General features: G+C 65.5%; 22 protein-coding genes. 10 read left to right on the top strand and 12 right to left on the bottom strand.

Annotated features, from left to right (window positions below; all coding sequences use genetic code 11):
• Positions 1-581 (top strand): rhombosortase (gene rrtA, locus D769_RS21375; protein ID WP_008649336.1); only part of this gene is annotated, 581 nt, incomplete at its 5' end.
• A 145-nt stretch (positions 582-726) separates the two neighbouring features.
• Here rrtA and mprA read toward each other — a convergent pair.
• The 4 genes from mprA to D769_RS21355 all read right to left on the bottom strand — a co-directional run bounded on the left by mprA (position 727) and on the right by D769_RS21355 (position 5,714).
• Entirely contained in the window at positions 727-2,367 is a 1,641-nt protein-coding gene (gene mprA / locus D769_RS21370; RefSeq protein WP_008649334.1) for an MprA protease, GlyGly-CTERM protein-sorting domain-containing form, read from the bottom strand.
• 99 nt (positions 2,368-2,466) lie between these two features.
• Positions 2,467-2,892 (bottom strand): hypothetical protein, encoded by a 426-nt coding sequence (locus D769_RS21365; RefSeq protein WP_008649333.1) that lies wholly within the window; start codon positions 2,890-2,892, stop codon positions 2,467-2,469.
• A gap of 36 nt (positions 2,893-2,928) precedes the next feature.
• The gene (gene recN / locus D769_RS21360) at positions 2,929-4,698 is read right to left on the bottom strand and encodes a DNA repair protein RecN (RefSeq protein ID WP_008649332.1); all 1,770 of its coding nucleotides are present in this window, start codon (positions 4,696-4,698) and stop codon (positions 2,929-2,931) included.
• A gap of 98 nt (positions 4,699-4,796) precedes the next feature.
• Positions 4,797-5,714: an NAD kinase gene (locus tag D769_RS21355; RefSeq protein ID WP_008649331.1), complete on the bottom strand. Its 918-nt coding sequence runs from the start codon at positions 5,712-5,714 to the stop codon at positions 4,797-4,799.
• 100 nt (positions 5,715-5,814) lie between these two features.
• Here D769_RS21355 and hrcA point away from each other — a divergent pair, with 100 nt between their 5' ends.
• The 3 genes from hrcA to D769_RS21340 all read left to right on the top strand — a co-directional run bounded on the left by hrcA (position 5,815) and on the right by D769_RS21340 (position 8,532).
• Positions 5,815-6,861: a heat-inducible transcriptional repressor HrcA gene (gene hrcA / locus D769_RS21350; RefSeq protein WP_008649330.1), complete on the top strand. Its 1,047-nt coding sequence runs from the start codon at positions 5,815-5,817 to the stop codon at positions 6,859-6,861.
• A gap of 110 nt (positions 6,862-6,971) precedes the next feature.
• The gene (hemH, locus tag D769_RS21345; protein WP_008649329.1) at positions 6,972-8,087 is read left to right on the top strand and encodes a ferrochelatase; all 1,116 of its coding nucleotides are present in this window, start codon (positions 6,972-6,974) and stop codon (positions 8,085-8,087) included.
• Between the two features lie 49 nt (positions 8,088-8,136).
• Positions 8,137-8,532: an RNA-binding S4 domain-containing protein gene (locus tag D769_RS21340; RefSeq protein ID WP_008649328.1), complete on the top strand. Its 396-nt coding sequence runs from the start codon at positions 8,137-8,139 to the stop codon at positions 8,530-8,532.
• A 52-nt stretch (positions 8,533-8,584) separates the two neighbouring features.
• Here the strand turns inward: D769_RS21340 and D769_RS31365 are convergent, their stop codons facing one another.
• Positions 8,585-8,740, bottom strand: a complete 156-nt coding sequence (locus D769_RS31365) for a hypothetical protein (protein ID WP_008649327.1) — start codon at positions 8,738-8,740, stop codon at positions 8,585-8,587.
• A 284-nt stretch (positions 8,741-9,024) separates the two neighbouring features.
• On the opposite strand from D769_RS31365, the gene grpE reads away from it, so the two are divergent.
• Both grpE and D769_RS21325 read left to right on the top strand, forming a co-directional pair.
• Positions 9,025-9,567 (top strand): nucleotide exchange factor GrpE, encoded by a 543-nt coding sequence (grpE, locus tag D769_RS21330; RefSeq protein ID WP_008649326.1) that lies wholly within the window; start codon positions 9,025-9,027, stop codon positions 9,565-9,567.
• Positions 9,568-9,645: 78 nt separating this feature from the next.
• Positions 9,646-10,050, top strand: coding sequence for a thioredoxin family protein (locus D769_RS21325; protein ID WP_008649325.1), 405 nt, complete (start codon positions 9,646-9,648; stop codon positions 10,048-10,050).
• On the opposite strand, the gene D769_RS21320 is transcribed toward D769_RS21325, so the two are convergent.
• Together D769_RS21320 and D769_RS21315 are read right to left on the bottom strand one after the other, a co-directional pair.
• Positions 10,039-11,448, bottom strand: a complete 1,410-nt coding sequence (locus D769_RS21320) for a phospholipase A (RefSeq protein ID WP_152415045.1) — start codon at positions 11,446-11,448, stop codon at positions 10,039-10,041. The two genes, D769_RS21325 and D769_RS21320, sit on opposite strands and share 12 nt — an antisense overlap.
• Before the next feature lie 48 nt (positions 11,449-11,496).
• Positions 11,497-11,928, bottom strand: a complete 432-nt coding sequence (locus D769_RS21315) for a DUF1841 family protein (RefSeq protein WP_008649323.1) — start codon at positions 11,926-11,928, stop codon at positions 11,497-11,499.
• Between the two features lie 150 nt (positions 11,929-12,078).
• Here D769_RS21315 and D769_RS21310 point away from each other — a divergent pair, with 150 nt between their 5' ends.
• Together D769_RS21310 and D769_RS21305 are read left to right on the top strand one after the other, a co-directional pair.
• Positions 12,079-13,017 carry a DMT family transporter gene (locus D769_RS21310; RefSeq protein ID WP_008649322.1) on the top strand — a complete coding sequence of 313 codons (939 nt, stop codon included), beginning with the start codon at positions 12,079-12,081 and terminating at the stop codon, positions 13,015-13,017.
• 87 nt (positions 13,018-13,104) lie between these two features.
• The gene (locus tag D769_RS21305; RefSeq protein WP_008649321.1) at positions 13,105-13,692 is read left to right on the top strand and encodes a malonic semialdehyde reductase; all 588 of its coding nucleotides are present in this window, start codon (positions 13,105-13,107) and stop codon (positions 13,690-13,692) included.
• A gap of 74 nt (positions 13,693-13,766) precedes the next feature.
• On the opposite strand, the gene D769_RS21300 is transcribed toward D769_RS21305, so the two are convergent.
• The 3 genes from D769_RS21300 to D769_RS21290 are packed head-to-tail and all read right to left on the bottom strand — an operon-like array spanning position 13,767 to position 17,004.
• On the bottom strand, positions 13,767-14,492 hold the full coding sequence (locus tag D769_RS21300; RefSeq protein ID WP_008649320.1) for a Coq4 family protein: 726 nt from the start codon (positions 14,490-14,492) through the stop codon (positions 13,767-13,769).
• A gap of 29 nt (positions 14,493-14,521) precedes the next feature.
• Positions 14,522-15,490 (bottom strand): alpha/beta hydrolase, encoded by a 969-nt coding sequence (locus D769_RS21295; protein WP_008649319.1) that lies wholly within the window; start codon positions 15,488-15,490, stop codon positions 14,522-14,524.
• A complete protein-coding gene (locus D769_RS21290) occupies positions 15,487-17,004 on the bottom strand; it encodes an NAD(P)/FAD-dependent oxidoreductase (RefSeq protein ID WP_008649317.1) in 1,518 nt (505 codons plus the stop codon). The genes D769_RS21295 and D769_RS21290 overlap by 4 nt, the downstream gene beginning before the upstream one ends.
• Before the next feature lie 74 nt (positions 17,005-17,078).
• Here D769_RS21290 and D769_RS21285 point away from each other — a divergent pair, with 74 nt between their 5' ends.
• Complete coding sequence (locus tag D769_RS21285; RefSeq protein WP_008649315.1) at positions 17,079-17,708, top strand: TetR/AcrR family transcriptional regulator; 630 nt, start codon at positions 17,079-17,081, stop codon at positions 17,706-17,708.
• A gap of 19 nt (positions 17,709-17,727) precedes the next feature.
• On the opposite strand, the gene nth is transcribed toward D769_RS21285, so the two are convergent.
• Complete coding sequence (gene nth, locus D769_RS21280) at positions 17,728-18,372, bottom strand: endonuclease III (protein WP_008649313.1); 645 nt, start codon at positions 18,370-18,372, stop codon at positions 17,728-17,730.
• On the bottom strand, positions 18,369-19,208 hold the full coding sequence (gene rsxB / locus D769_RS21275) for an electron transport complex subunit RsxB (protein ID WP_008649311.1): 840 nt from the start codon (positions 19,206-19,208) through the stop codon (positions 18,369-18,371). Before rsxB ends, nth begins: the two co-directional genes overlap by 4 nt.
• A 194-nt stretch (positions 19,209-19,402) precedes the next feature.
• Here rsxB and D769_RS21270 point away from each other — a divergent pair, with 194 nt between their 5' ends.
• Positions 19,403-20,035 (top strand): TetR family transcriptional regulator, encoded by a 633-nt coding sequence (locus D769_RS21270; protein WP_008649310.1) that lies wholly within the window; start codon positions 19,403-19,405, stop codon positions 20,033-20,035.
• Positions 20,036-20,065 lie beyond the last annotated feature (30 nt).

Below are 20,065 nucleotides of genomic sequence, written 5' to 3'. Positions count from 1 at the left end.
CGGCCATGCTCGCCGCAGTGGCGGGTGTGGCGGCGCTGGCCGCGTTGTTCACGTTCGTGCCGTGGATGCACGCGCACGGCCTCTATTTGCGCGATGCCGTGCGGACGGAGGGTCAATGGTGGCGCCTGGTCACCGCGATGTGGGTGCACCTCGACACCAGACACTATCTCTCCGATGTTGCCGCCACCGCCGGGCTCATGCTGCTCGCCGGGCGCGAGGCGCGGGTGCGTGAGTCGCTGACGGTGCTGGTGGTCTGCGGACTGGCCGCCCAGTTGGCGTTGCTCGCGATGCCGGCGGTAGGTTGGTATGGCGGGTTGTCCGGGGCTACACACGGGCTTGCGCTATGGACGGCGTTGCGGCTGCTGCAGGCACCCGGCTGGTCGCGCCTGATCGGCGTGGTGACGTGCGTGATCGTGCTGGGCAAGGTCTGGCTCGAACAATCGTGGCTCGCGGCCGTGGTGTTCGATCCGTCGTGGGGGTTCGGCGTGGTGCGCGGCGCGCACGCGGCGGGCGCTGTGGCGGGATTGGGCTGCTGGTTGCTGCAGGAATGGTGGGGGGCGCGTGGGAAGCGTGAAGGATAGTTGAGCGGTTATCGCCCTTCCAGCCAGCCGGCGAGCTGCGCAAATCGCCAGCCTTCGATCTTGATACTCCCGCGGTGCTCTGCCCCGACCCCGCTAGCAGGAAACGGGAAGGGGCAGGGCCAAAGGGCAGGCGCCCGCTATGCGGTTATGCCCGCTTCACTCCCACCCGCCTCCGTATCGCGAACCCCGTCACACCCATCACCAGCAACAAGGCAGCGCTCCACGGCACCATCGCGCCGCCCCCACCGCCCCCGCCCCCGCTGCTGCCGGAGCCACTGCCGCCAGTCGATGTCGATGAGGAACCGGCCGGCGCGCTAATCGCCGCCGCCAATGCGGCATCGGCATCCAGCAGTCCGGCGCCACATTTGCCGACATTGCTGCCGGTGGTGCAGAACGTGTTGGCCGGGTGCGGACGTGCCGAACTCTGCAGGGCAGTCGTGACCTGGGCCGGCGTCAGTGCGCCATTCACCGCGAACATCAATGCGACGACGCCCGACACCATCGGTGTCGCGAAGCTCGTGCCTTGAGAACTGACGATCGTGTAGTTGCCGATGGTCGTCGCGCCATCGTTCGAGAGCGTCCGGATGTATGACTGGCCGCCCACCGCCGTGCAGACTGGCTGACCCGCGATGGTGCCGACCTTCGAGTTGCCGCAGCCGCCGCCGGGCGCGCTCAGCGTTACCTGGGTCCCGAAGTTGGCGTAGCTCGCGTTCTCGCCATCGTTCGCGTGCGCGGTCACGGCGACCACGCCGGAGCAGTCGGCGGGGGCTTCCACGGCACCGGCCGAGTTGCCGGCGGCAGCCACCACCACCACGCCCGCTGCATTGAGATCGTTGATTGCCTGTTGTTCAATCGTCGAGCACGTGCCGCCACCCAGGCTGATATTGATCACCCGCGCCGGGGTCGGGTTGGCCGGTACATTTGGCACGCTCAGGCCGCCGGCCCAGCGCATGCCGTCGACGGTGTCGGACAGCAGCGCGCCGCAGCGTCCCGATACCCGCACAGGCTGAATCCGTGCCGACCAGTCCACGCCGGCGATGCCGAGGCCGTTGTTGGTCAACGCGCCCAGCGTGCCGGCCACGCGTGTGCCGTGCCAGGTGCTGGCCTGTGGGCCGGCGGAGCCGTCCGGGCAGGTGACGCCGGATGGGACGTAGTCACCGGGGTCCGTGGCGTCGCCGCTGCGCGTCGCGCCGTTCGTCGATACGAAGTTGTAGCCGGCGATTATCCGGCTGGCCAGATCGGGGTGGGGCAGATACCCGGTGTCGACCACCGCGATCACGACGCTGCTACTGCCGCGCGTGCGGTCCCACGCCTTCGGCAGGTTGACGCCGCCAACTACCTGCGATGGCGGGCCAAGATACGTCTGGTTGGTGGCGAACTCGGGGTCGTTCGGAATGGTGTCATGCAACCGCAGCCAGCGATCCGGCACGGCGTCGGCGATGCGTGGGTCGTTGCGCAGCCGCTTTGCGACAATCTCGGGATCGTCGCCACGACTGTCCTTTACCGTCAGCAACTGCATCGCGCCGGACATCGGACGCTTGACGGACAGGCCGAGCCCCGTGCTGGAGGCCACCTGGCGCATCCGGGTGGTGTCCGTGGGGGTATCGACGGTCTGGCTGCCGTCGCGCCATCGCACGATGTAGTTGCCGGTGTAGACCGGGGCGGTACGCGCTGCCGTGCCGGTATCGGCATGGGCGGCAGGAGCGTGGGCGAGGGCTGCGCCGATGACAACCAGCGCGGCTGGCGCGGCGGACGTGAGCCAGGACTTCAGCAACCTGTACGGCATCATCGCTCCTTAAGGGGCTTTGTCGGCTAGAGCTTGTCGAGGCAACCGGCGATGCGAACTGCTGAGGTACTCGGCTCTCAGATTAGGCGATGCTGATACTTATTGCTGGGGCATGTCGCGGCCACCCGGCATGGAGCGGTGCGGCTTCAACATGCGGTCGGGCGTTGCCGATTCCACGCGCGGCGCGGCCTGCAGCGTGGCGACTGCCTGGTCGGCGGTGATGTCGGGGGATTTCGTGATCGCGGTGACCAGCCAGACCCCTCCTGACATCGGGCGTTTGACCACATAGCGCACCGGCCCCTCGATCGCTGCCAGCAGCTTGCCGGCGTCTTCCGAGGTTGTCACATCCGGCGGCGTGAACTTGACGAGGATGTCCCCGATCGCGCGGTCGTCCGTAATGCTGCCGCGCGGCGGCGCAAATGACTTCGATTCCGAGGCGCAGCCCGACACTGCCGTCACAGCCAGCGCGGCAAAGGTGGCCGCGACGACGCGGCGGTGGAGCGATGGCGACTTGCCATGGGTCATCGGTTTGAAACTCCTGTGTGGTTCGGCGTGCCGGAATCAGCCGGCCGCGCGGCGCGGGCGCTTGCCACTGCTTTCGCGCGGCGAGTTGGCCGCCTGGGCCGCCTGGGTGCCTTGCGCCAGCATTTCCTCGGCATGTTGCATGGTCGTGGCAGTGACCGTGGTACCCCCAAGCATACGCGCGGTTTCCTGGATGCGACCATCTGTATCAAGTGTCCGGATGCGTGATCGCGTCACCGGGCCGCCATTGTCGCCTCCGGCCTTTTTGTCATCCTTGCTGGTTTCCTTGCTGACCAGCAGGTGGGTCCCGGCCTGCGCCGCCACCTGTGGCAGGTGCGTGACGCAGAGTACCTGTCGCGAGCGTCCGAGCTCCTGCAGGCGGCGTCCGACCACCTCGGCTACCGCGCCGCCGATACCCGTGTCCACTTCGTCGAAGATCAGCGTTGGCGTGGGCGCCGCCTCGCTTGTGATGACCGAAATCGCCAGGCTGATCCGCGCCAGTTCGCCACCCGATGCCACGCGGGCGAGCGGCCTGGGGCTCACGCCGGCGTGGCCCGCGACCAGGAACTCGATCTGCTCGAGCCCGTGGCTCTGGCCTTCCTCTAGCGGATGCAATGCCACGGCGAACGTGCCGCCGGCCATCGACAGGCCCTGCATCGCATTGGTAACGGCGGCGGACAAGGCTTCGGCTGCCACCTTGCGCGCCCCCGACAGATGCTGGGCGAGGGTCAGGTAGGCAGCGCGCGACGCGGCTTCGCGCGCCAGCACCTTGTTGATGTCCTGGGCGGCCTGGAGGTCGTCAAGTTGCTGGCGGCGGGCCAGCAACTCGTCGGATAGCTGTTCGGGCGGCAGACGATACTTGCGGGCGGTGGCGTGCAGCGCCTGCATGCGCTCTTCCACGGCCTGCAGCCGTTCCGGATCGAGTTCGAGCCGGTCGACATAGCGGTTCAGGGAGTGCGCGGCTTCCTCGACCTGCACCAGCGCCGGCTCGAGCGCGGCCAGCACGTCGCGCAGGCCCGCGTCGACATCGGCCAGTTGCTGGAGTCGGTGCACCACGCCGTTGAGCACGGAGGTCACTGCGCCGTCCGATTCGGATAGTGCGTCGAGCGCGGCGCGGCCGCCGTCGATCAGGCCCGCCGCGTGCGACAGGCGGTTGTATTCGCCCTGGATCTCTTCCCATTCACCTGGCTGCGGCGCGAGCTTGTCCAGTTCGCCGACCTGCCATTCGAGCCGCTCCCGTTCGAGCTGCATCTCGCGCGACTGGTGCTCCACCGCCTCGCGTTGCTTGACGCAGGCGCGCCACACACGCCAGGCCTCGGCCACGGCGGCGGATTGTTCGGTCAGGCCTGCGTGGGCGTCGAACAACTGGCGTTGGGCATCCGGGCGCAGCAGCAACTGGTGCGCGTGCTGGCCGTGGATATCGACGAGCTGGTCGCCCACCTCGCGCAACTGCGCCAGCGTTGCCGCGGCGCCATTGATGAAGGCCTTGCTGCGGCCGCTGGCGTCGACAGTCCGGCGCAGCAGCACGGTGCCGCCGTCGTCGTCTTCCATGTCGCTCGACAGTTCGCGCTCGGCCAGCCACGCATCCAGCGCTGGGTGGGTGTGGAAGGTGGCACTGATGCTGGCACGTGCCGCGCCTTCGCGGACCACGCCTGCGTCGGCCCGTTCACCCAGCACCAGGGCGAGCGCGTCGATGAGGATCGACTTGCCCGCGCCGGTTTCACCCGTGAAGACGGTAAAGCCGGCGGAGAAGTCGAGGTCGAGCGTGTCGACGATGACGAAGTCGCGGATCGATAGGCTGCGCAGCATCGTGGGCGGTGAGCGGTGGCGGGTAAGGGCGGTAAGGGCGGTAAGGGCGGTAAGGACGGGTAACGAGGATAACGGCGGAACGTTGAGGTGCCTGTGGATCAGAGCCGGTTGTCTTCAGTCGGATACTCGTGCCAGTGCAGCTTCTTGCGCAGTGTGGCGTAGTAGTTATACCCCACCGGGTGCAGCAGGTTGATGGTCTTGGCCGAACGGCGTACCACGATGCGGTCGCCGGGCAGCAGCGAGGCCAGCGCCTGCATGTCGAAGTTGACGCTGACATCGCGCGCGCTGGCCACTTCGATCGTGACCTCGGCGTCGTACGGCAGCACGATGGGCCGGTTCGACAGCGCGTGCGGCGCGATCGGCACCAGCACCAGGCCGGACAGCGTCGGGTGCAGGATCGGGCCCCCCGCTGCCAGCGCGTAGGCGGTGGAGCCGGTCGGCGTGGAGACGATCAGGCCGTCCGAACGCTGGTTGTACATGAAATAGCCGTCGACCGAGACCGCCAGTTCGACCATGCCGGAGATCCCCGAGCGGTTCACCACCACATCGTTGAACGCCAGCGCGGAGAAAATCACCGAGTCGTCGCGGATCACGCGCGACTCCAGCAGCATCCGGGTTTCGGCCTCGTACCGGCCGGAAAGCATCTCTGGCAGTGCCGTGGAGATGGCATCGAGCGGGATGTCGGTCATGAAGCCCAGTCGGCCGTGGTTGACGCCGATCACGGGCACATCGTGCCCGGCCAGCTGGCGGGCCAGCCCGAGCAGCGTGCCGTCGCCGCCCAGCACCACCGCCACATCGGCTTCGCGGCCGATCTCGTCGGGGGTCAGCACCGGGTAACCTGTCAGCCCGGTAGCCATTGCGGTTTCGCGTTCGAACACCACATCCTGTCCGTTACGGGAGATGCAAGATGCGAGCTCTTCCAGCGGACCTTCGATGCCAGCGGTCGAGTGTCGGCCCACCAGGGCTACAGTCTTGAACGGGGGGCGCGCGGCGCCGGTCTTGTGGGGGGCAGACATGCCGGGATTAGACCATACCGGCATGATCGTTGTCAGCACTGGGCCGCCGCCGCTCCAGGTGACGCCTGAACCGCCAAAGTTTGATTAAAATCGGGGCATCATGGACGAACGTTCAAAAAAGCTTCTCAAGACCCTGATCGAGCGATACATCGTCGAGGGGCAGCCCGTGGGCTCGCGCACCCTGTCGAAGTTCTCGGGGCTTGATCTCTCGCCGGCCACCATCCGCAACGTGATGTCGGACCTCGAGGAGATGGGTTTCATCGCCAGCCCACATACCTCGGCTGGCCGAATCCCCACGCCGCGCGGGTACCGGCTGTTCGTCGACACAATGCTGACGGCGCGCCCGCTGGAGCGCGCGCCGGAGTTCAGTGCCGAACTGGCTGAGCTGACTGGCCAGATCCAGGGTCAACTGGGTGGCCAGCAGTTCGGGCCGCAGCGGATGATCACGGCGGCGGCGCATACGCTTTCGAATCTTTCTCATTTCGCCGGCGTGGTGATGACGCCACGGCGCGCGCAATCGTTCCGGCAGGTGGAATTCATGCGGTTGTCTGACAAGCGCATCCTGCTGATCATCGTCAGCCCGGAAGGGGATGTGCAGAATCGGATCATCCAGACCGACCTGGCGTACACGCCGGGCCAGCTCATCGAGGCGGCGAATTTCTTCAACTCGCACTATGCGGGCATGAGTTTCGACGCCGTGCGCGACCACCTGCGCGTGGAGTTGCAGGACCTGCGCCGCGACATGTCCGCGCTGATGCAGGCGGCGGTCGAGGCGGGCAGCAGCGCGATGGCCGAGGACAACGAGCAGGTGTTCATCTCAGGCGAGCGCAAGCTGCTGGAAGTGGAAGACCTGTCGTCGAGCATGGACAAGCTGCGTCGCCTGTTCGACGTGTTCGAGCACAAGACGAGCCTGCTGCAGCTGCTCGATGTGTCGAGTCACGCGCAGGGCGTGCAGATCTTCATCGGCGGCGAAAGCCAGCTTGTGCCGATCGAGGACATGGCCGTGATCACCGCGCCATACGGGGTGGATGGCCAGATCGTTGGCACCCTGGGCGTGATCGGCCCCACGCGGATGGCCTACGAACGGGTGATCCCGATCGTCGATATCACCGCGCGGCTCCTGTCCAGCGCGCTCAGCCAGAGCTGAGCCACGAACTATTGACACGGTGGACGTGTCTGTCCTGAGTCGGCCGCCTGCAACGGCTTGCGGCCGGCCCCTGATTCGCCAGCGCCCCCGGCAGTCCCAACGGAAACCCTATGACGTTTTCGCCTGAACCGGCACACCAGCACGGCCAGCCGCCGCGCACCGCGATCCTGCTGATCAACCTCGGCACCCCGGACGCGCCCACGCCTAAGGCGGTGGGGCGCTACCTGAAGGCGTTCCTGTCCGACCCGCGCGTGGTAGAGATCCCGCGCCTGGCCTGGCTGCCGATCCTGCACGGGCTGATCCTGCCGTTCCGCTCGCGGGCGTCGGCCATGAAGTACGAGTCGATCTGGCTGCGCGAGGCGCATATGACCGGGTCGCCGCTACTTGTGTATACAGAGCGTCAGGCTCATGCGCTGCAACTGTTGATGCAGCAGCAAGGTCACGACGTAACGGTGGCCTGCGCGATGCGCTATGGCAATCCGTCAATCGAATCGGTCATGGAAGCGCTGCGCCGGCAGGGTACCGAACAGATCCTGTTGCTGCCGCTGTATCCGCAGTTCTCCGGCACGACCACGGCCACCGCCTTCGACGAGGCATTTCGTGTCCTGTCGGCGTGGCGCAACCAGCCCGAGTTACGGCTGATCAAGCATTTCCACGATCACCCGGCGTATATCTCTGCGCTGCACAAGCAGGTGGGCGGCTATTGGGCCCAGCATGGCAAGCCGGATTTCGCGCGCGGTGACAAGCTGATCCTGTCGTTCCACGGCCTTCCGCGCCGATTGCTGGACCTGGGTGATCCCTATCACTGCGAGTGTCTGAAGACCGGTCGTCTGCTCGGCGAGGCGCTGGGCTTGCAGCCCGGCCAGTATCAGGTGACGTTTCAGTCTCGTTTTGGCAAGGCGGAGTGGTTACAGCCCTATACAGCGCCGACGCTGGCCGAACTGGGCAAGGTCGGGACGCAGCGCGTGGACGTGTTCTGTCCCGGCTTTCCCGCCGACTGCATCGAGACGCTCGAGGAGATCGCGATGGAGGGGCAGTCGGAATTCCGCGTGGCCGGCGGCCAGGATTTCCATTTCATCCCGTGCCTCAACGATGCAGAGGCGTGGATCGCCGGATTGGCGGATATTGCGTTGCAGCATTTGCAGGGGTGGCCGCTCAATGTTCCACATCCCCACGAACTGGAAGCAAGGCGCTCCCGCGCGCAGGCGCGTGGCGCGGGAGCCTGAGGCCTTGGCGGCGGTCACGGGCGGGCACGGGCAGTAACGGACGGTAATCATGCAAGTCGATTTCGAACCCGATGCGCGGCTGCGCATCGACAAATGGCTCTGGTGCGCGCGCTTCTTCAAGACGCGCTCGCTGGCTGCCGAGGCGGTGGAGCGGGGGCGCGTGAGTGTCAACGGGCAGCCCTGCAAGAACTCGCGCGAGGTCAAGCCGGGCGACACCGTGATACTGGAGGCGCATCAGCAGCGCTGGGAAGTGGTGGTCAAGGGCGTGGCCGCGTCACGCGGGCCGGCGCCGATCGCCCAGACGCTCTATGCGGAGACCGAGGAAAGTCAGGCCGGGCGACAGACAGACGCGGAACGGCGGCGCTTCCAGCACGAGCCGGCGGCGCAGATGCACGGGCGACCGACCAAGCGCGACCGGCGCAGAATCGACGACTTCAAGGGGTGACGGTTGCAGCCAGCCGGGGGCGGGGCACTCCGGCTGGCCGTAATGTAGCGGGTTAGCGGACGTACTGGACGAGGTAATGCTTGAATACGGCCTTGCCGCTGCCATACTCGGTGTCGCGCGGGGCAACCGTGTCGGACAGGCAGATGAAGACCGTCATGGCCGAGAGCGCGGCAATCAGGCAAAGGGCAACGACTGGCAGCTTGTGCATGGCGAACCTTCCGAAGGATGCACCAAAATGATCCACCTCTCTGCTCCCGTTATTTTTGACATTTTTTATTAAGTGAATCTTAGTGTGTGCGATGCAGCAAAGCAATGACGGCTCGATTTCATCGAGCAAGGCTTTGTAACGACGTATTTCCGCGTCTCTGAACCTCCACACTTGAAAAATCGGGGACTGACACCAAGTGCAGCTAGACTTGCCGGTTTGACACCCGACTCACCCGATGGCCTGCCGCCAGAGCGGGCCGTGCTTTTGTTTTGATACGAATCGACATGGAAGAACAGAACCAGACGCCAACCCCCAATACGCAGGCAGCCGAGGACGCCGCCCGCACGCCGGAAGCCGGTGCCGACGAGGTGGTCCGCCTGACGCAACAGGTGGCCGAACTGGAAGCCAAGGCCAAGGAACACTACGACATGTTCCTGCGCGCCACGGCGGAGGGCGAGAACATCCGCCGCCGTTCGCAGGACGAAGTGGCCAAGGCTCACAAGTTCGCCATCGAGAGCTTTGCCGATAACCTCGTGCCCGTGATGGACAGCCTGCAGGCCGCGCTGGCCGACGGTACCGGTGACCTCGGCAAGCTGCGCGAAGGTGTGGAACTGACCGCGCGCCAACTGACCGCCGCGTTCGAACGTGGCCGCATTGTCGAAGTGAACCCGGTGGGCGAGAAGTTCGACCCGCATCGCCACCAGGCCATCTCGATGGTGCCGTCCGAGCAGGAACCGAACACCGTGGTCAACGTGCTGCAACGCGGCTACATGATTGCCGACCGCGTGCTGCGCCCGGCGCTGGTGACCGTCTCGGCGCCGCGCTGAGCGCGAGTCGTCGGCATACGGCAGTACGAAACGCCCGGGCCATTGGCACCGGGCGTTGTCGTTTCAGGAGGGATCGAAATGTCCGAAGGAAACGAGCCGCACCTCGATCACCGCGCGTTCGAGGCGCTCGATATGGCCGAAGTCGATGGCGAGAACATCGACGCGGCGATCGCCAATGCTGGCGACGATCTGGTCTGCGTGTTCTTCTGGGGTGTGGACTGCTTCAACTGCGAGATGGCCAAGAAGGCGATCCTGGCCAATCCCGAACCGATTCGCGCGCTCGACCTGCACTGGCTGCATGCCAATGTCTATGCCCATCCCGAGCTGGGGCGGCGCTTCGGCCTGCATGGTATCCCCGTGTTCATGTTCTTCCACAAGGGTAAGAAGCTCGGCCGCGCCACGGGCTGGCACGGCCATGGGCAGTTCTCGGCGGCCGTGGGCAATGCGCGGCTCAAGGCCAGCGGCAAGCCGCTAGCGGGATAGCGCGTAACCCAGGCGGATCTGCCAGGGCGTCTTCTGGTTGTAGTTGAGCAGGCTTTCGCCATAGCCATAGAAGTAGCCCAGCATCAGGTAGCCAGCCGTGCCCGGAATCAGGCGAGAGAGCGGGTACGAGGCCTGCGCGTCGACGCTGCCGTACATCTGCCGCGTGCCCTTGCGCAGCGTGGCGGCGAATTCCCACGAATCGGGCTTCCCATAGGCCAGGTTCAGGTCCATGTAGCCGCGATAGTGCGCGATGTCCTCATTCTCGCTTTTCTCCAGGTACGCATAGACCTTGGGCGCCACGCGCCAGTGCCAGTCGTTCTGGTCGCCAAAGTACATCGTCGGCTTGAGGAACAGCGTGTTGATGCTGCGCGAATCGGCGCCGGCCCGGCCATTCGACTCGTGCTCGAAGCCCGAAGCGATCGACAGCCGGCTGATCACGCTGTTCTTCACGCCCGTGTCGGACAGGTAGTAATACAGGCTAGGGCGATAGTTGGTGTCCTCGAACGGCTTCGAGGCGCTGTGCAGGTCCCATAGCGAGAACTGCGTGTAGGCGAAGTAGAGGTTGTCGATGAAGCGCTTCGACGCCGGGTCCTTGCCCTCGTAGATCCGGAATTTGAAGCTGAGCTGGAACTTGGCGTTGGCCCCGTCGTGCGCGCCGAACATGATGTACATCGGCTCGTTGAAGGAAAGCCGTTGCGCATCACGCAGATCGGCTGGCGCCGGAGTGGATGCGGGGACATTCTCGGCCGATACGACCGGGGTGACCTGGCCGACGCTGACAGGCGCGCCGGCCGCTTTGGGTTCGGCCGGTGTGCCGGCGACCACTGGCGCAGTAACGGTGGCCGGGTTTGCGCCCGGCGCCTGGTTCAGCGTGATCAGGACCGGCGCGGCGTCGATCCCGGAGATGTCCAGGCGGACCACTCCACGCAATGTCGCAGGCCATTCCCCACGGAAGCTGACGGTCTGGTGCTCGCCTTGCCGCAGGTTCAGGACGGTTGGCCCCTTGCCGACGCGCTTGAGCGTCATGGGTGCCGGCGCCACAAGGTCTCCCGAGGCTGACACCTCGAGGGTGTCGGGCACGGCATAGCGGCGCGTGTCCCGATCCCCGGTGATCAGCAGGGTCAGGGTGAGCGGCTGAGTGGCATCAACGACACGCGGTGGCTGCAACACGGATACCGCGGCATCGGCTGGCGTGGCGTGGAACAGGACGGCCGACGAGGCCAGCGTATGCAACAGCAGGCGGAAGGCCGTGCGTGGAAGTGCAACACGGCCTGACACGTAACGTGGCATCGGGAGCAATGAGCGCCGCACCGGCGGGATATCGACAGCACTCCGGTGACGTGGACGCGACAAGAGTTGCGATGCCCGCAAGCGTACCATGTGTGGCGCGTGCGGCATGTGACGAATGGTTAGCCACGGGGCGTGGCCAAACCGGGTGGGTGCGGATCAGCCGGCGGCCCGGCGTCGGATATCGTCCACGTAGGCCTGCCCGTCCGGCGGCATGCCATTGCGCTGCGCGTTCCAGAGCATCTGGCCGAGCGCTTCCATGATCTGGTGCTGGGCCTCGTGCGGCGAATCGAGCCGGCGGCTCAATGCCTCGTAGGCGGCGCGGATGCCGGGCGGCTGGTCGATCGAGACCTGTTCGGAGATCGACAGATGCATCGCCAAGTGCAGGAACGGGTTGGTCTGGCCGCCTTCCGGTGTGTAGTCGCGCGCTAGCGCGGCTTCGGTATCGGTCAGCAGGGACTGGTACTCGGGATGCTGGTCGATCCAGTCGACCGCGATCGCTTCAAGCGGCGTGAGGACGTTGCCCGCGACGCGCTTCTGCCAGGCTTCGCAGAAGAACCGGCGGACTTCTTCTCTTGAGGGATTGAACATGATGGCCGCTATTGTAGTGCAGCGGTCGCGGCTCTGCCGACGGCGCCCCGCGCATTAGTAGAATGCGGAAGTTTGTTCGCCGTCGTTCAGTACGCTGACAAACTATCGCGAACAAACCTCAGCCACTGCCATTTTTCAGATTCGCCACCGATGACTGCATCCGCCACCGGCACCATGGGCCACGCCCGCGACAAGCTCGCGGGCGTGTTGCTGATCGCGCTCTCCGCCAGCGCCTTCGGCGCCATGGCCATCTTCGCGCGCTTTGCCTATGCAGCGGGGGCGGACGTCTATGGCCTGCTGGCCGTGCGCTTCCTGCTGGCCGCGATTGCGATGGGCTTTGTGATGCGTGCCAGGGGGATCAGCCTGCCGCCGTGGCGCCGCGTGCTGGCGCTGGCGGCGATGGGTGGCATCGGTTATGTCAGCCAGTCGTACTGTTTTTTCACGGCGTTGAACTACGCGCAGGCCAGCCTGGTGGCGCTGCTGCTGTATCTCTATCCGCTGTTCGTGACGATCCTTGCCGCCGTCTTCCTGAAGGAGCACCTGACCACTTCCACGGTGATCGCGCTGGTGCTCTGCTCGGTGGGCGCGGGTTTGACCGTGGGGGGAGGCGAGGGCAGTTCGCTAGGCATCGCCCTTGGGGTGGCCGCGGCGGTGATCTATTCGATCTATATCGTGGTGGGTGCGCGCGTGACTGCCGGCGTCAATGCCATCGCCACGACCACGGTGATCTGTACGGCGGCGGCACTGGTCTATGTGACGCTCGGGTTCTTGCGCGCGGGGGCTGGCGTGCCGCCGCAGTTTCCGGCCAGCGCAGGTGGCTGGCTGGCGTTGGTGGCCATCGCGCTGGTATCCACCGTGCTCGCGATCCTGACGTTCTTCGCCGGACTGCAGCGGCTTGGGGCCTCCAAGGCATCGATGCTGTCGACGCTGGAGCCTGTGGTGACCGTAGTGCTGGCCGCCGTGTTGCTTGGCGAACACATCGGCCCGACCCAGGCCGTCGGGGGCGGGTTGATCCTCGCCGGAGTGCTCTGGCTGACACGCCGGGCCAGCGGTACGCCCCCACTGAAGACCTCCGACGAACGGAATTGAACGGGTTCGTCAAAGCGCTTGTGGGCGCACGGCGGACGCTTGGGTACAATCGCGCTTTCTTTCATCCCAAAACCCGGAAAACGCGCAATGAAATCCGTCGATCAGGCAGTCCTTGCACAATTGTTCACTGAAGCCCGCACCCACAACGTGTGGCAAGACAAGCATGTGGATGATGCGCTGCTGAAGCAGATCTACGAAGCGATGAAATTCGGTCCGACCGCCGCAAATGGCTCGCCGGCACGCATCGTGTTCGTGAAGTCGGCGGCCGAGAAGGCCCGCCTGGTCGAGTGCGTATCGGCTGGCAATGCCGACAAGACCCGCTCGGCGCCGGTGACCGCGATCATCGCGTTCGACCGCAACTTCCACGACCAACTGCCGAAGCTGTTCCCCCACGCCGATGCGCGTTCGTGGTACGCCGGCAACGACGAGAAGATTGCCCGCGACGCGCTGATGAACAGCTCGCTGCAAGGTGGCTACTTCATCCTGGCCGCCCGCGCACTGGGTCTGGACTGCGGCCCGATGGCCGGATTCGATGCCGACAAGCTCAACGCCACGTTCTTCCCCGACGGCAAGTGGGCGGTCAACTTCCTGGTGAACCTGGGCTATGGCGAAGCCGACAAGCTGTTCCCGCGTGGTCCGCGCCTGACGTTCGACGAAGCCTGCCGCATCGTCTGATGCGCCGCTGACCCGAAACAAAAAAGCGACCCATCGAGGTCGCTTTTTTGTTGGCGCGTGGACGGCTCAGGGGCTCAGGCCGACCATTCCTCCATCGGATTGCAGGCGAGGTATTGCTTTGCTTCCGAGATGCCAAGCCGCTCCCGGGCCGCGTCGATCGGCTCGTTCAGCAGCGCATCGTAGTCTTCGGCCAGCAGCCACTTCGCCCGCTTGCCCAGGCGGTAGCCTTCGAGCACTGCGCGCGCGAACGCGAGGCTGCCGGTCAGCCGCCAGCTCTTCAGGGCAGCGGCGACCGCGATGAAGGCCCAACCCTTGCCGCCGGTCTGCGCATAGCTGAACGCGACCAGTGCCGCCTCGCCGAGACTTTCGTCGGCACGGTAGCCGGTCAGCACGTGCCAGATATCGTGGATGTCGCGTGTGCGCCGGCCGAACCACATATACGCGTCCTCGACCACCGGTTCCTGGTTCAGGTTCGAGACCTTCGCCAACCCATCCGCGCTATAGCCGGTCTTTTCGAGAAAACCACGGTACGCCGCGCCGACCGTTCCCGGGGCAAAGCTGGCGATGTATGCGGGATCGCAGAGTCGCTCGGCCAGTTCTTCGCGCAGGTAAGCAAGGCGGCGGCCTTCCGGCGTGCTCAGCAGCCGGCTGTAGTTCTTCGGCATGCTCGGGCCATTGAGCGCCCGCATGATGCGGAAGACCTGCTCCGTGTCGTGGCCGTCCGCCAGCAGTTTGCGGATGGCATCGAAGGCGGTGGGCAAGTCCCGCTTGTAAGGGTTGAAACCGGTCGAAGCGGCCATCGTTGGGCTCCTATTTTCGGGCGGGCGGATCAGGCGGACACTGGCTCGTGCAGTTGCAGTGCCGCGTTTCGGACAAAATCCACGCTGGTATCGATCGCGGTAACTGGCAGCATATGCCCTCCGCTTACCAATGTCAGCCTGGCGCCAGGGACCTTCGCGGCGAATGCCTCGCCGTTCAGCTTGTAGTCGAGGATGCGGTCCTCGCGGCCGTAAAGGACGTGGATCGGCATCCGCAGCGCGCCATAGTGCGGCACCACGGCAGGCAGGCTCGCGGCTGCGCCGATCAGGTCTTCCGAGGCACCGAGGAAATGGCTCGGCCGCATTGCCAGCAGGCCGCCGCCGCGCGTGGGGAAGTCGTCGGGCGCGCGGTCGGGGCCGAAGACGATGTCCATGACCTGCTCGCGATTCCTGATCGACATCGGGATCAGCAGCGTCCACGCCAGCAGCTTTCTCTTCCATGCGCTCGGGATCGTCATTGCCTCGAACACGGGCGAGATATGCTCGGGCGGATGCGTCAGCGGGGCGATCAGGGCCAGACCGCCCACATGCTCGGGGTGGCGACTCGCCAGGGTCAGCGCAATCGCGCCACCCAGCGAGTGGCCGACCACCAGTGGCTTGTCGAGGCCCATCTTGTCGATCAGGGCAGCCAGCGTGTCGGCCTGCGCCGGCAGGTCGGCAGCGGCGCCGGGCGCGCGCGTCGAGTATCCGGCGGCAGGCCGGTCGATGGCCACCACCCGGAAGTCGCGCGCAAGCGGTTCGATCATCCCGTAGTCGAAGTTGCCGAGCTGGCCGGACAGGCCATGCACCAGCAGTACAGCGGGGCCGGTGCCGCGCTCGACGACATGCAACTGCGCGCCAGGGACGTCAATGAAACGCCCGGTCGGCGGCAAGGCGGCTTCGATCTTCCGGGTGGTGCGCCACGTGAACAGGAACAGCGCAAGGCCGATCAGTACCAGCAGCCCAACGACGGCGACGATGACGGAGAGCAGGACGTTCACGGCTGTACCTCCGCCAGGGCATCTTCCTGCGGCAAGGTCGCGGTGCCTTGCCTATCAAACTGCAGCACGCCATCCGCGATGCGGCCATGGCGAATGGTCATCATATCCATGAAGTAGTTCTGGTAGACGCGCCACGGCCGGCGGTCGCCCTGCCGGGGCAGCACACTGGCGGCGCGTTGCACGTAGCCCGAAGAGAAGTTCAGAAATGGCATGGTCTGCACGGTTGGATCCACGTGCGGCGCGGCGGAGCGGTAGCCGTGGCGATCCATGTAACGCAGCAGCCGGCAGACGTACTCGGCGGTCAGGTCCGCCTTCAGCGTCCACGATGCATTGGTGTAGCCGAAGGCCAGCACGAGATTGGGTACGTCGCTGAGCATCATGCCCTTGTAGGCCATCGCCTCGGCCGGGCGGCGCGGCGCGCCATCCACGGTGACGACGATGTCGCCCAGCATATTCAGCTTCAGGCCGGTGGCCACCACCACGATGTCGGCCGGCAGGGTCTGGCCCGAGGCCAGCACGATGCCGTCCTCGGTGAAACGCTCGATGGTGTCGGTCACGATCGAGGCGCGGCCCTCGCGGATCTCGCGGAACAGGTCGCCGTCGGGCACCAGACAGACGCGCTGGTCCCACGGCTTGTAGCGCGGCGTGAAATGGGTGTCGACGTCATAGCCGGGCGCAAGCTGCTCGGCCGCCATGCCGATCATCCGGGCCTTGACCTTCTCGGGTTTGCGACGGGCAAGCTGGAAGAAGAACATCCCCAGCAGCACGTTCTTCCAGCGCGTGGCCGCATAGGCCAGCCCTTCGGGCAGCATCCGGCGCAGCTTGTGAGCGATCGCATCCTGACCGGGACGCGTGACGATATACGTGGGCGACCGCTGCAGCATCGTCACGTGGGCCGCGGTTTGCGACATGGACGGTACCAGCGTGACGGCCGTAGCGCCGCTGCCGACTACCACCACGCGTTTGCCGGCATAGTCGATCGACGGGTCCCAAAACTGTGGATGCACCATGCGGCCACGGAAGTTCTCCTCGCCCGGAAACGTTGGCCGGTGGCCCTCCGCGTAACTGTAGTAGCCGGCGCAGACATAAAGGAAATGCGTGCGCAGGCGGACCCGGCTGCCATCGGCGGTGCGCTCGGCCTCGATCGACCAGCAGGCTGAGCGGCTATCCCAGGCCGCGCTGACCACCTTGTGCCCGTAGCGGATGTGCTTTGTGATGCCCGCTTCGTCGGCGGTCTCGCGAATGTACGACAGGATCGACGGGCCATCGGCAATTGCCTTGGCGCCTCTCCAGGGCTTGAAGCGGTACCCCAGGGTGTACATGTCCGAGTCGGAGCGGATGCCCGGGTAGCGGAACAGATCCCAGGTACCGCCCATGGCCTGCCGGGCTTCCAGGATGGCGTAGCGCTTGCCGGGGCAGCGGTCCTGCAATTGTCGGGCGGCGCCGATACCGGACAGGCCGGCGCCGACGATCAGAACATCAAGGACTGCGTCATCAGGAGTAGGGGCGGTCATGACGGGAACCCGGATCAGTGGCATTTCTGACAACATAGGTTGTCAGAAGCAATCTGACAATAGGGAATGTCATAATGGCGCCCATGACTACCGAGCTCTCTCCCGCGCGCCGCTACCGTGGCGCCGAAGCCGAAGAACGGCGCGCCCAGCGCCGCGGGCAACTTATTGCCGCGGCAGTACAGGTCTATGGCGAGCGCGGCTACCAGAACGCGACAGTCAAGGCCGTTTGCGAGGCAGCCGGTCTTACCGAGCGGTACTTCTACGAGTCATTCGCCAACAGCGAGGCCTTGCTGCTGGCTTCGTTTCAAACAGTCACGGACCTGTTGCTGCAGAAGATCGAACTGGCCGGCGAAGCGGCCGGCGGTGACGGCGAGCATCGCGCATTGGCGATACTGCGTGCCTACTTCGGCACGCTGCAGTGCGAACCCCGCTCGGCGCGGGTCTTCCTGGTGGAGATCCGGGGTGTCAGCAAACTGGTGGATGAGGCGCTCGGCCTCTCGCTGCGCGATTTCGGCGGGCTGCTGGCGCGTGTGCTGATGCCGGAAGGCAAGGAGCCGGATCCGATGCTGCTGGCCGGTGTGGCTGGCGGCATCATTCATGTGGCACTGCACTGGATCCGTCACGGCTATGCGCCCGATGTCGATACCGTTGCGGCGACGGCGCTGCAACTGGCGCTGGTGTTGAAGGATCGTCAGCGTTCCTGACGACCGGCGACTGAACCGGCTACTGCTTCGGCGCGGGCGTTTTTTCCTTGAACTCGCAGAGGGGTTCGATCGCGCAGTGCCAGCACTCGGGCTTGCGCGCCTTGCACACGTAGCGACCATGCAGGATCAGCCAGTGGTGCGCATCGTGCAGGAATTCTGTCGGCACGACCTTCAGCAGCTTCTCCTCCACTGCGTCGGGATTCTTGCCGGGCGCCAGGCCGGTACGGTTCGATACGCGGAAAATGTGCGTGTCCACGGCGATCGTCGGCTGGCCGAACGCAACGTTCAGCACCACGTTTGCCGTCTTGCGGCCGACGCCGGGCAGCGATTCCAGCGCCTCGCGCACCGGCGGCACCTTGCCGTCGTACTTCTCCACAAGAATGCGGCACGTTTCCATTACGTGCCTGGCCTTGGTCTTGTAGAGGCCGATCGTCTTGATGTAGTCGATCAGGCCCGCCTCGCCAAGCGCCAGGATCTGCTGCGGCGAATGCGCGACCGGGAACAGCAGGCGCGTGGCCTTGTTGACGCCGACATCGGTGGCCTGCGCGGAGAGCAGCACCGCGATCAGCAATTCGAACGGCGAGCTGTACTCCAGCTCCGTGGTCGGCGTCGGATTGACCTCACGCAGGGTTTCGAAGATGGCGCGGCACTTGGCGGAGTTCATGTCGAAGGGTTGTTGTTGTCCTGCTTGTTGTCCTGCTTGTTGCCCTGCTCGCCGGCCGGTTCGTGCGTGGTCATGCCAAGCTTTGCCCGCCGAGCTTCGGCAGCGTCGATCTGTGCCTGGACGGCCGGCGAAACGTTCTCGGTATTGAGCGGCCGGGCCGCGGCTTGCTTCTGCCGCGCGCGTTCAATGGCCGCCTGGATGATCGCCTTCTTGCGCGCCTGGGCTTCCTGTTCCGCGGTGTTGGCGACGGGCTCGGCCTGCAGCGCCTCGAGTTTGGCGGCGGCCTTGGCGGCCAGCCGCGCATCGTTTTCCTCGCGCTCCCGCACCAGTCGCACGCCGCGCGCGGCGTAGCGCGCGTGTGCCGCGTCGGCCTGCTCCTGTGACCACGCAGCCCATCCCGTTTGCTCGCCGGTGACCGGAATCATCTCGATGCAGTCGACCGGGCAGGGCGCCACGCACAAGTCGCAGCCCGTGCACCAGTCTGGCAGAACGGTGTGCATCTGCTTGGGCGCACCGACGATGGCATCGACTGGGCAGGCCTGGATACACAGCGTGCAGCCGATACAGAGCGATTCTTCGATCCGGGCGACCGCGCGGGGTTGCTCCACGCCGCGTTCCGGGTCGAGCGGCTGTGGCGCGACGCCGAGCGCCGCTGACAGCCGCACGATGCCTTCGGCGCCGCCCGGGGGGCAACGGTTGCTTGCCGCTTCACCGCGCGCCATGGCTTCGGCGTAGGGGCGGCAGCCATCGAACCCGCACTTGGTGCATTGGGTTTGTGGCAGCAGGGCTTCAAGGCGATCCGCCAGGCTGGCGGCGGCTGAGGGGGTGGTAGTCACGACTGCGAAACGTATATCGAGGGACGGCTGAAATCTGGCACGCTTCTGGCGAGCGTGTGCGCGGCAAGGATTATCCCCGATTTCGTCGCGGGCCAGAAAAAGCGATGATGCGCTGCGTCACCCGTTCGGGGAGGAACAGGGCGATGCGACATTGCTGTGTGCCATAATCCGCGCAACTCACAGACCAGGAATTCATGTCAAACGAGCCAAGAACCAAGCGGGACCCCGAGGGCACGCGCCGGCGCATTCTGGCTGCGGCCACGGAAGAGTTTGCCAAGGGCGGGCTGGCCGGCGCGCGCGTCGACCAGATCGCGCGCCGCGCCGAGACCAACGAGCGGATGCTCTATTACTACTACGGCAGCAAGGAGGGCTTGTTCCTTGCGGTGCTCGAAAAGCAGTATGCGGAGTTTCGCGCGGACGAAGAGCGCCTCCACATCACCGACGAAGACCCGGTTGCCGCCGTCCGCACGCTGGCTCGCTTCGTCTGGGACTGGTATTACCAGCATCCGGAGTTCATCCGGCTGGTGAACAGCGAGAACCTGCACGAGGCGCGGCACCTGAAGAAGTCCGCGCAATTGCATCAGCTCGTCAACCCGGTGGTCGACGTGCTGGCCGACATCATCAAGCGAGGACAGAAGCAGGGCCTGTTCCGCGATGACATCGACGTGCCGCAGTTCTACCTGACCATCTCGGCGCTCGGCTATTACGTGCTGTCGAATCGTTACACGATCAGTGCCGTGATCGGCCGCGACGTGGCCTCGGAGGAGGAGCACGAGCGCTTTGCCGATCTGCATACCAAGATGCTGCTGTCGTATCTGAAGCGCTGAAGCTGGCGCCGGCATCGGCAAATAAAAAAA

Source organism: Cupriavidus sp. HMR-1 (genome assembly GCF_000319775.1).
Lineage (GTDB): Bacteria > Pseudomonadota > Gammaproteobacteria > Burkholderiales > Burkholderiaceae > Cupriavidus > Cupriavidus metallidurans.
Note: the sequence above shows the minus strand (reverse complement) of the source record. Positions and strands in the feature narration are given on the sequence as shown.

What these genes read in the sequence shown, in the direction of transcription:
- mprA (WP_008649334.1), bottom strand. Translation starts at nt 2,367, where the DNA reads ATGCCGTACAGGTTGCTGAAGTCCTGGCTCACGTCCGCCGCGCCAGCC.
- D769_RS21365 (WP_008649333.1), bottom strand. Translation starts at nt 2,892, where the DNA reads ATGACCCATGGCAAGTCGCCATCGCTCCACCGCCGCGTCGTCGCGGCC.
- recN (WP_008649332.1), bottom strand. Translation starts at nt 4,698, where the DNA reads ATGCTGCGCAGCCTATCGATCCGCGACTTCGTCATCGTCGACACGCTC.
- D769_RS21355 (WP_008649331.1), bottom strand. Translation starts at nt 5,714, where the DNA reads ATGTCTGCCCCCCACAAGACCGGCGCCGCGCGCCCCCCGTTCAAGACT.
- hrcA (WP_008649330.1), top strand. Translation starts at nt 5,815, where the DNA reads ATGGACGAACGTTCAAAAAAGCTTCTCAAGACCCTGATCGAGCGATAC.
- hemH (WP_008649329.1), top strand. Translation starts at nt 6,972, where the DNA reads ATGACGTTTTCGCCTGAACCGGCACACCAGCACGGCCAGCCGCCGCGC.
- D769_RS21340 (WP_008649328.1), top strand. Translation starts at nt 8,137, where the DNA reads ATGCAAGTCGATTTCGAACCCGATGCGCGGCTGCGCATCGACAAATGG.
- D769_RS31365 (WP_008649327.1), bottom strand. Translation starts at nt 8,740, where the DNA reads ATGCACAAGCTGCCAGTCGTTGCCCTTTGCCTGATTGCCGCGCTCTCG.
- grpE (WP_008649326.1), top strand. Translation starts at nt 9,025, where the DNA reads ATGGAAGAACAGAACCAGACGCCAACCCCCAATACGCAGGCAGCCGAG.
- D769_RS21325 (WP_008649325.1), top strand. Translation starts at nt 9,646, where the DNA reads ATGTCCGAAGGAAACGAGCCGCACCTCGATCACCGCGCGTTCGAGGCG.
- D769_RS21320 (WP_152415045.1), bottom strand. Translation starts at nt 11,448, where the DNA reads ATGCCGCACGCGCCACACATGGTACGCTTGCGGGCATCGCAACTCTTG.
- D769_RS21315 (WP_008649323.1), bottom strand. Translation starts at nt 11,928, where the DNA reads ATGTTCAATCCCTCAAGAGAAGAAGTCCGCCGGTTCTTCTGCGAAGCC.
- D769_RS21310 (WP_008649322.1), top strand. Translation starts at nt 12,079, where the DNA reads ATGACTGCATCCGCCACCGGCACCATGGGCCACGCCCGCGACAAGCTC.
- D769_RS21305 (WP_008649321.1), top strand. Translation starts at nt 13,105, where the DNA reads ATGAAATCCGTCGATCAGGCAGTCCTTGCACAATTGTTCACTGAAGCC.
- D769_RS21300 (WP_008649320.1), bottom strand. Translation starts at nt 14,492, where the DNA reads ATGGCCGCTTCGACCGGTTTCAACCCTTACAAGCGGGACTTGCCCACC.
- D769_RS21290 (WP_008649317.1), bottom strand. Translation starts at nt 17,004, where the DNA reads ATGACCGCCCCTACTCCTGATGACGCAGTCCTTGATGTTCTGATCGTC.
- D769_RS21285 (WP_008649315.1), top strand. Translation starts at nt 17,079, where the DNA reads ATGGCGCCCATGACTACCGAGCTCTCTCCCGCGCGCCGCTACCGTGGC.
- nth (WP_008649313.1), bottom strand. Translation starts at nt 18,372, where the DNA reads ATGAACTCCGCCAAGTGCCGCGCCATCTTCGAAACCCTGCGTGAGGTC.
- D769_RS21270 (WP_008649310.1), top strand. Translation starts at nt 19,403, where the DNA reads ATGTCAAACGAGCCAAGAACCAAGCGGGACCCCGAGGGCACGCGCCGG.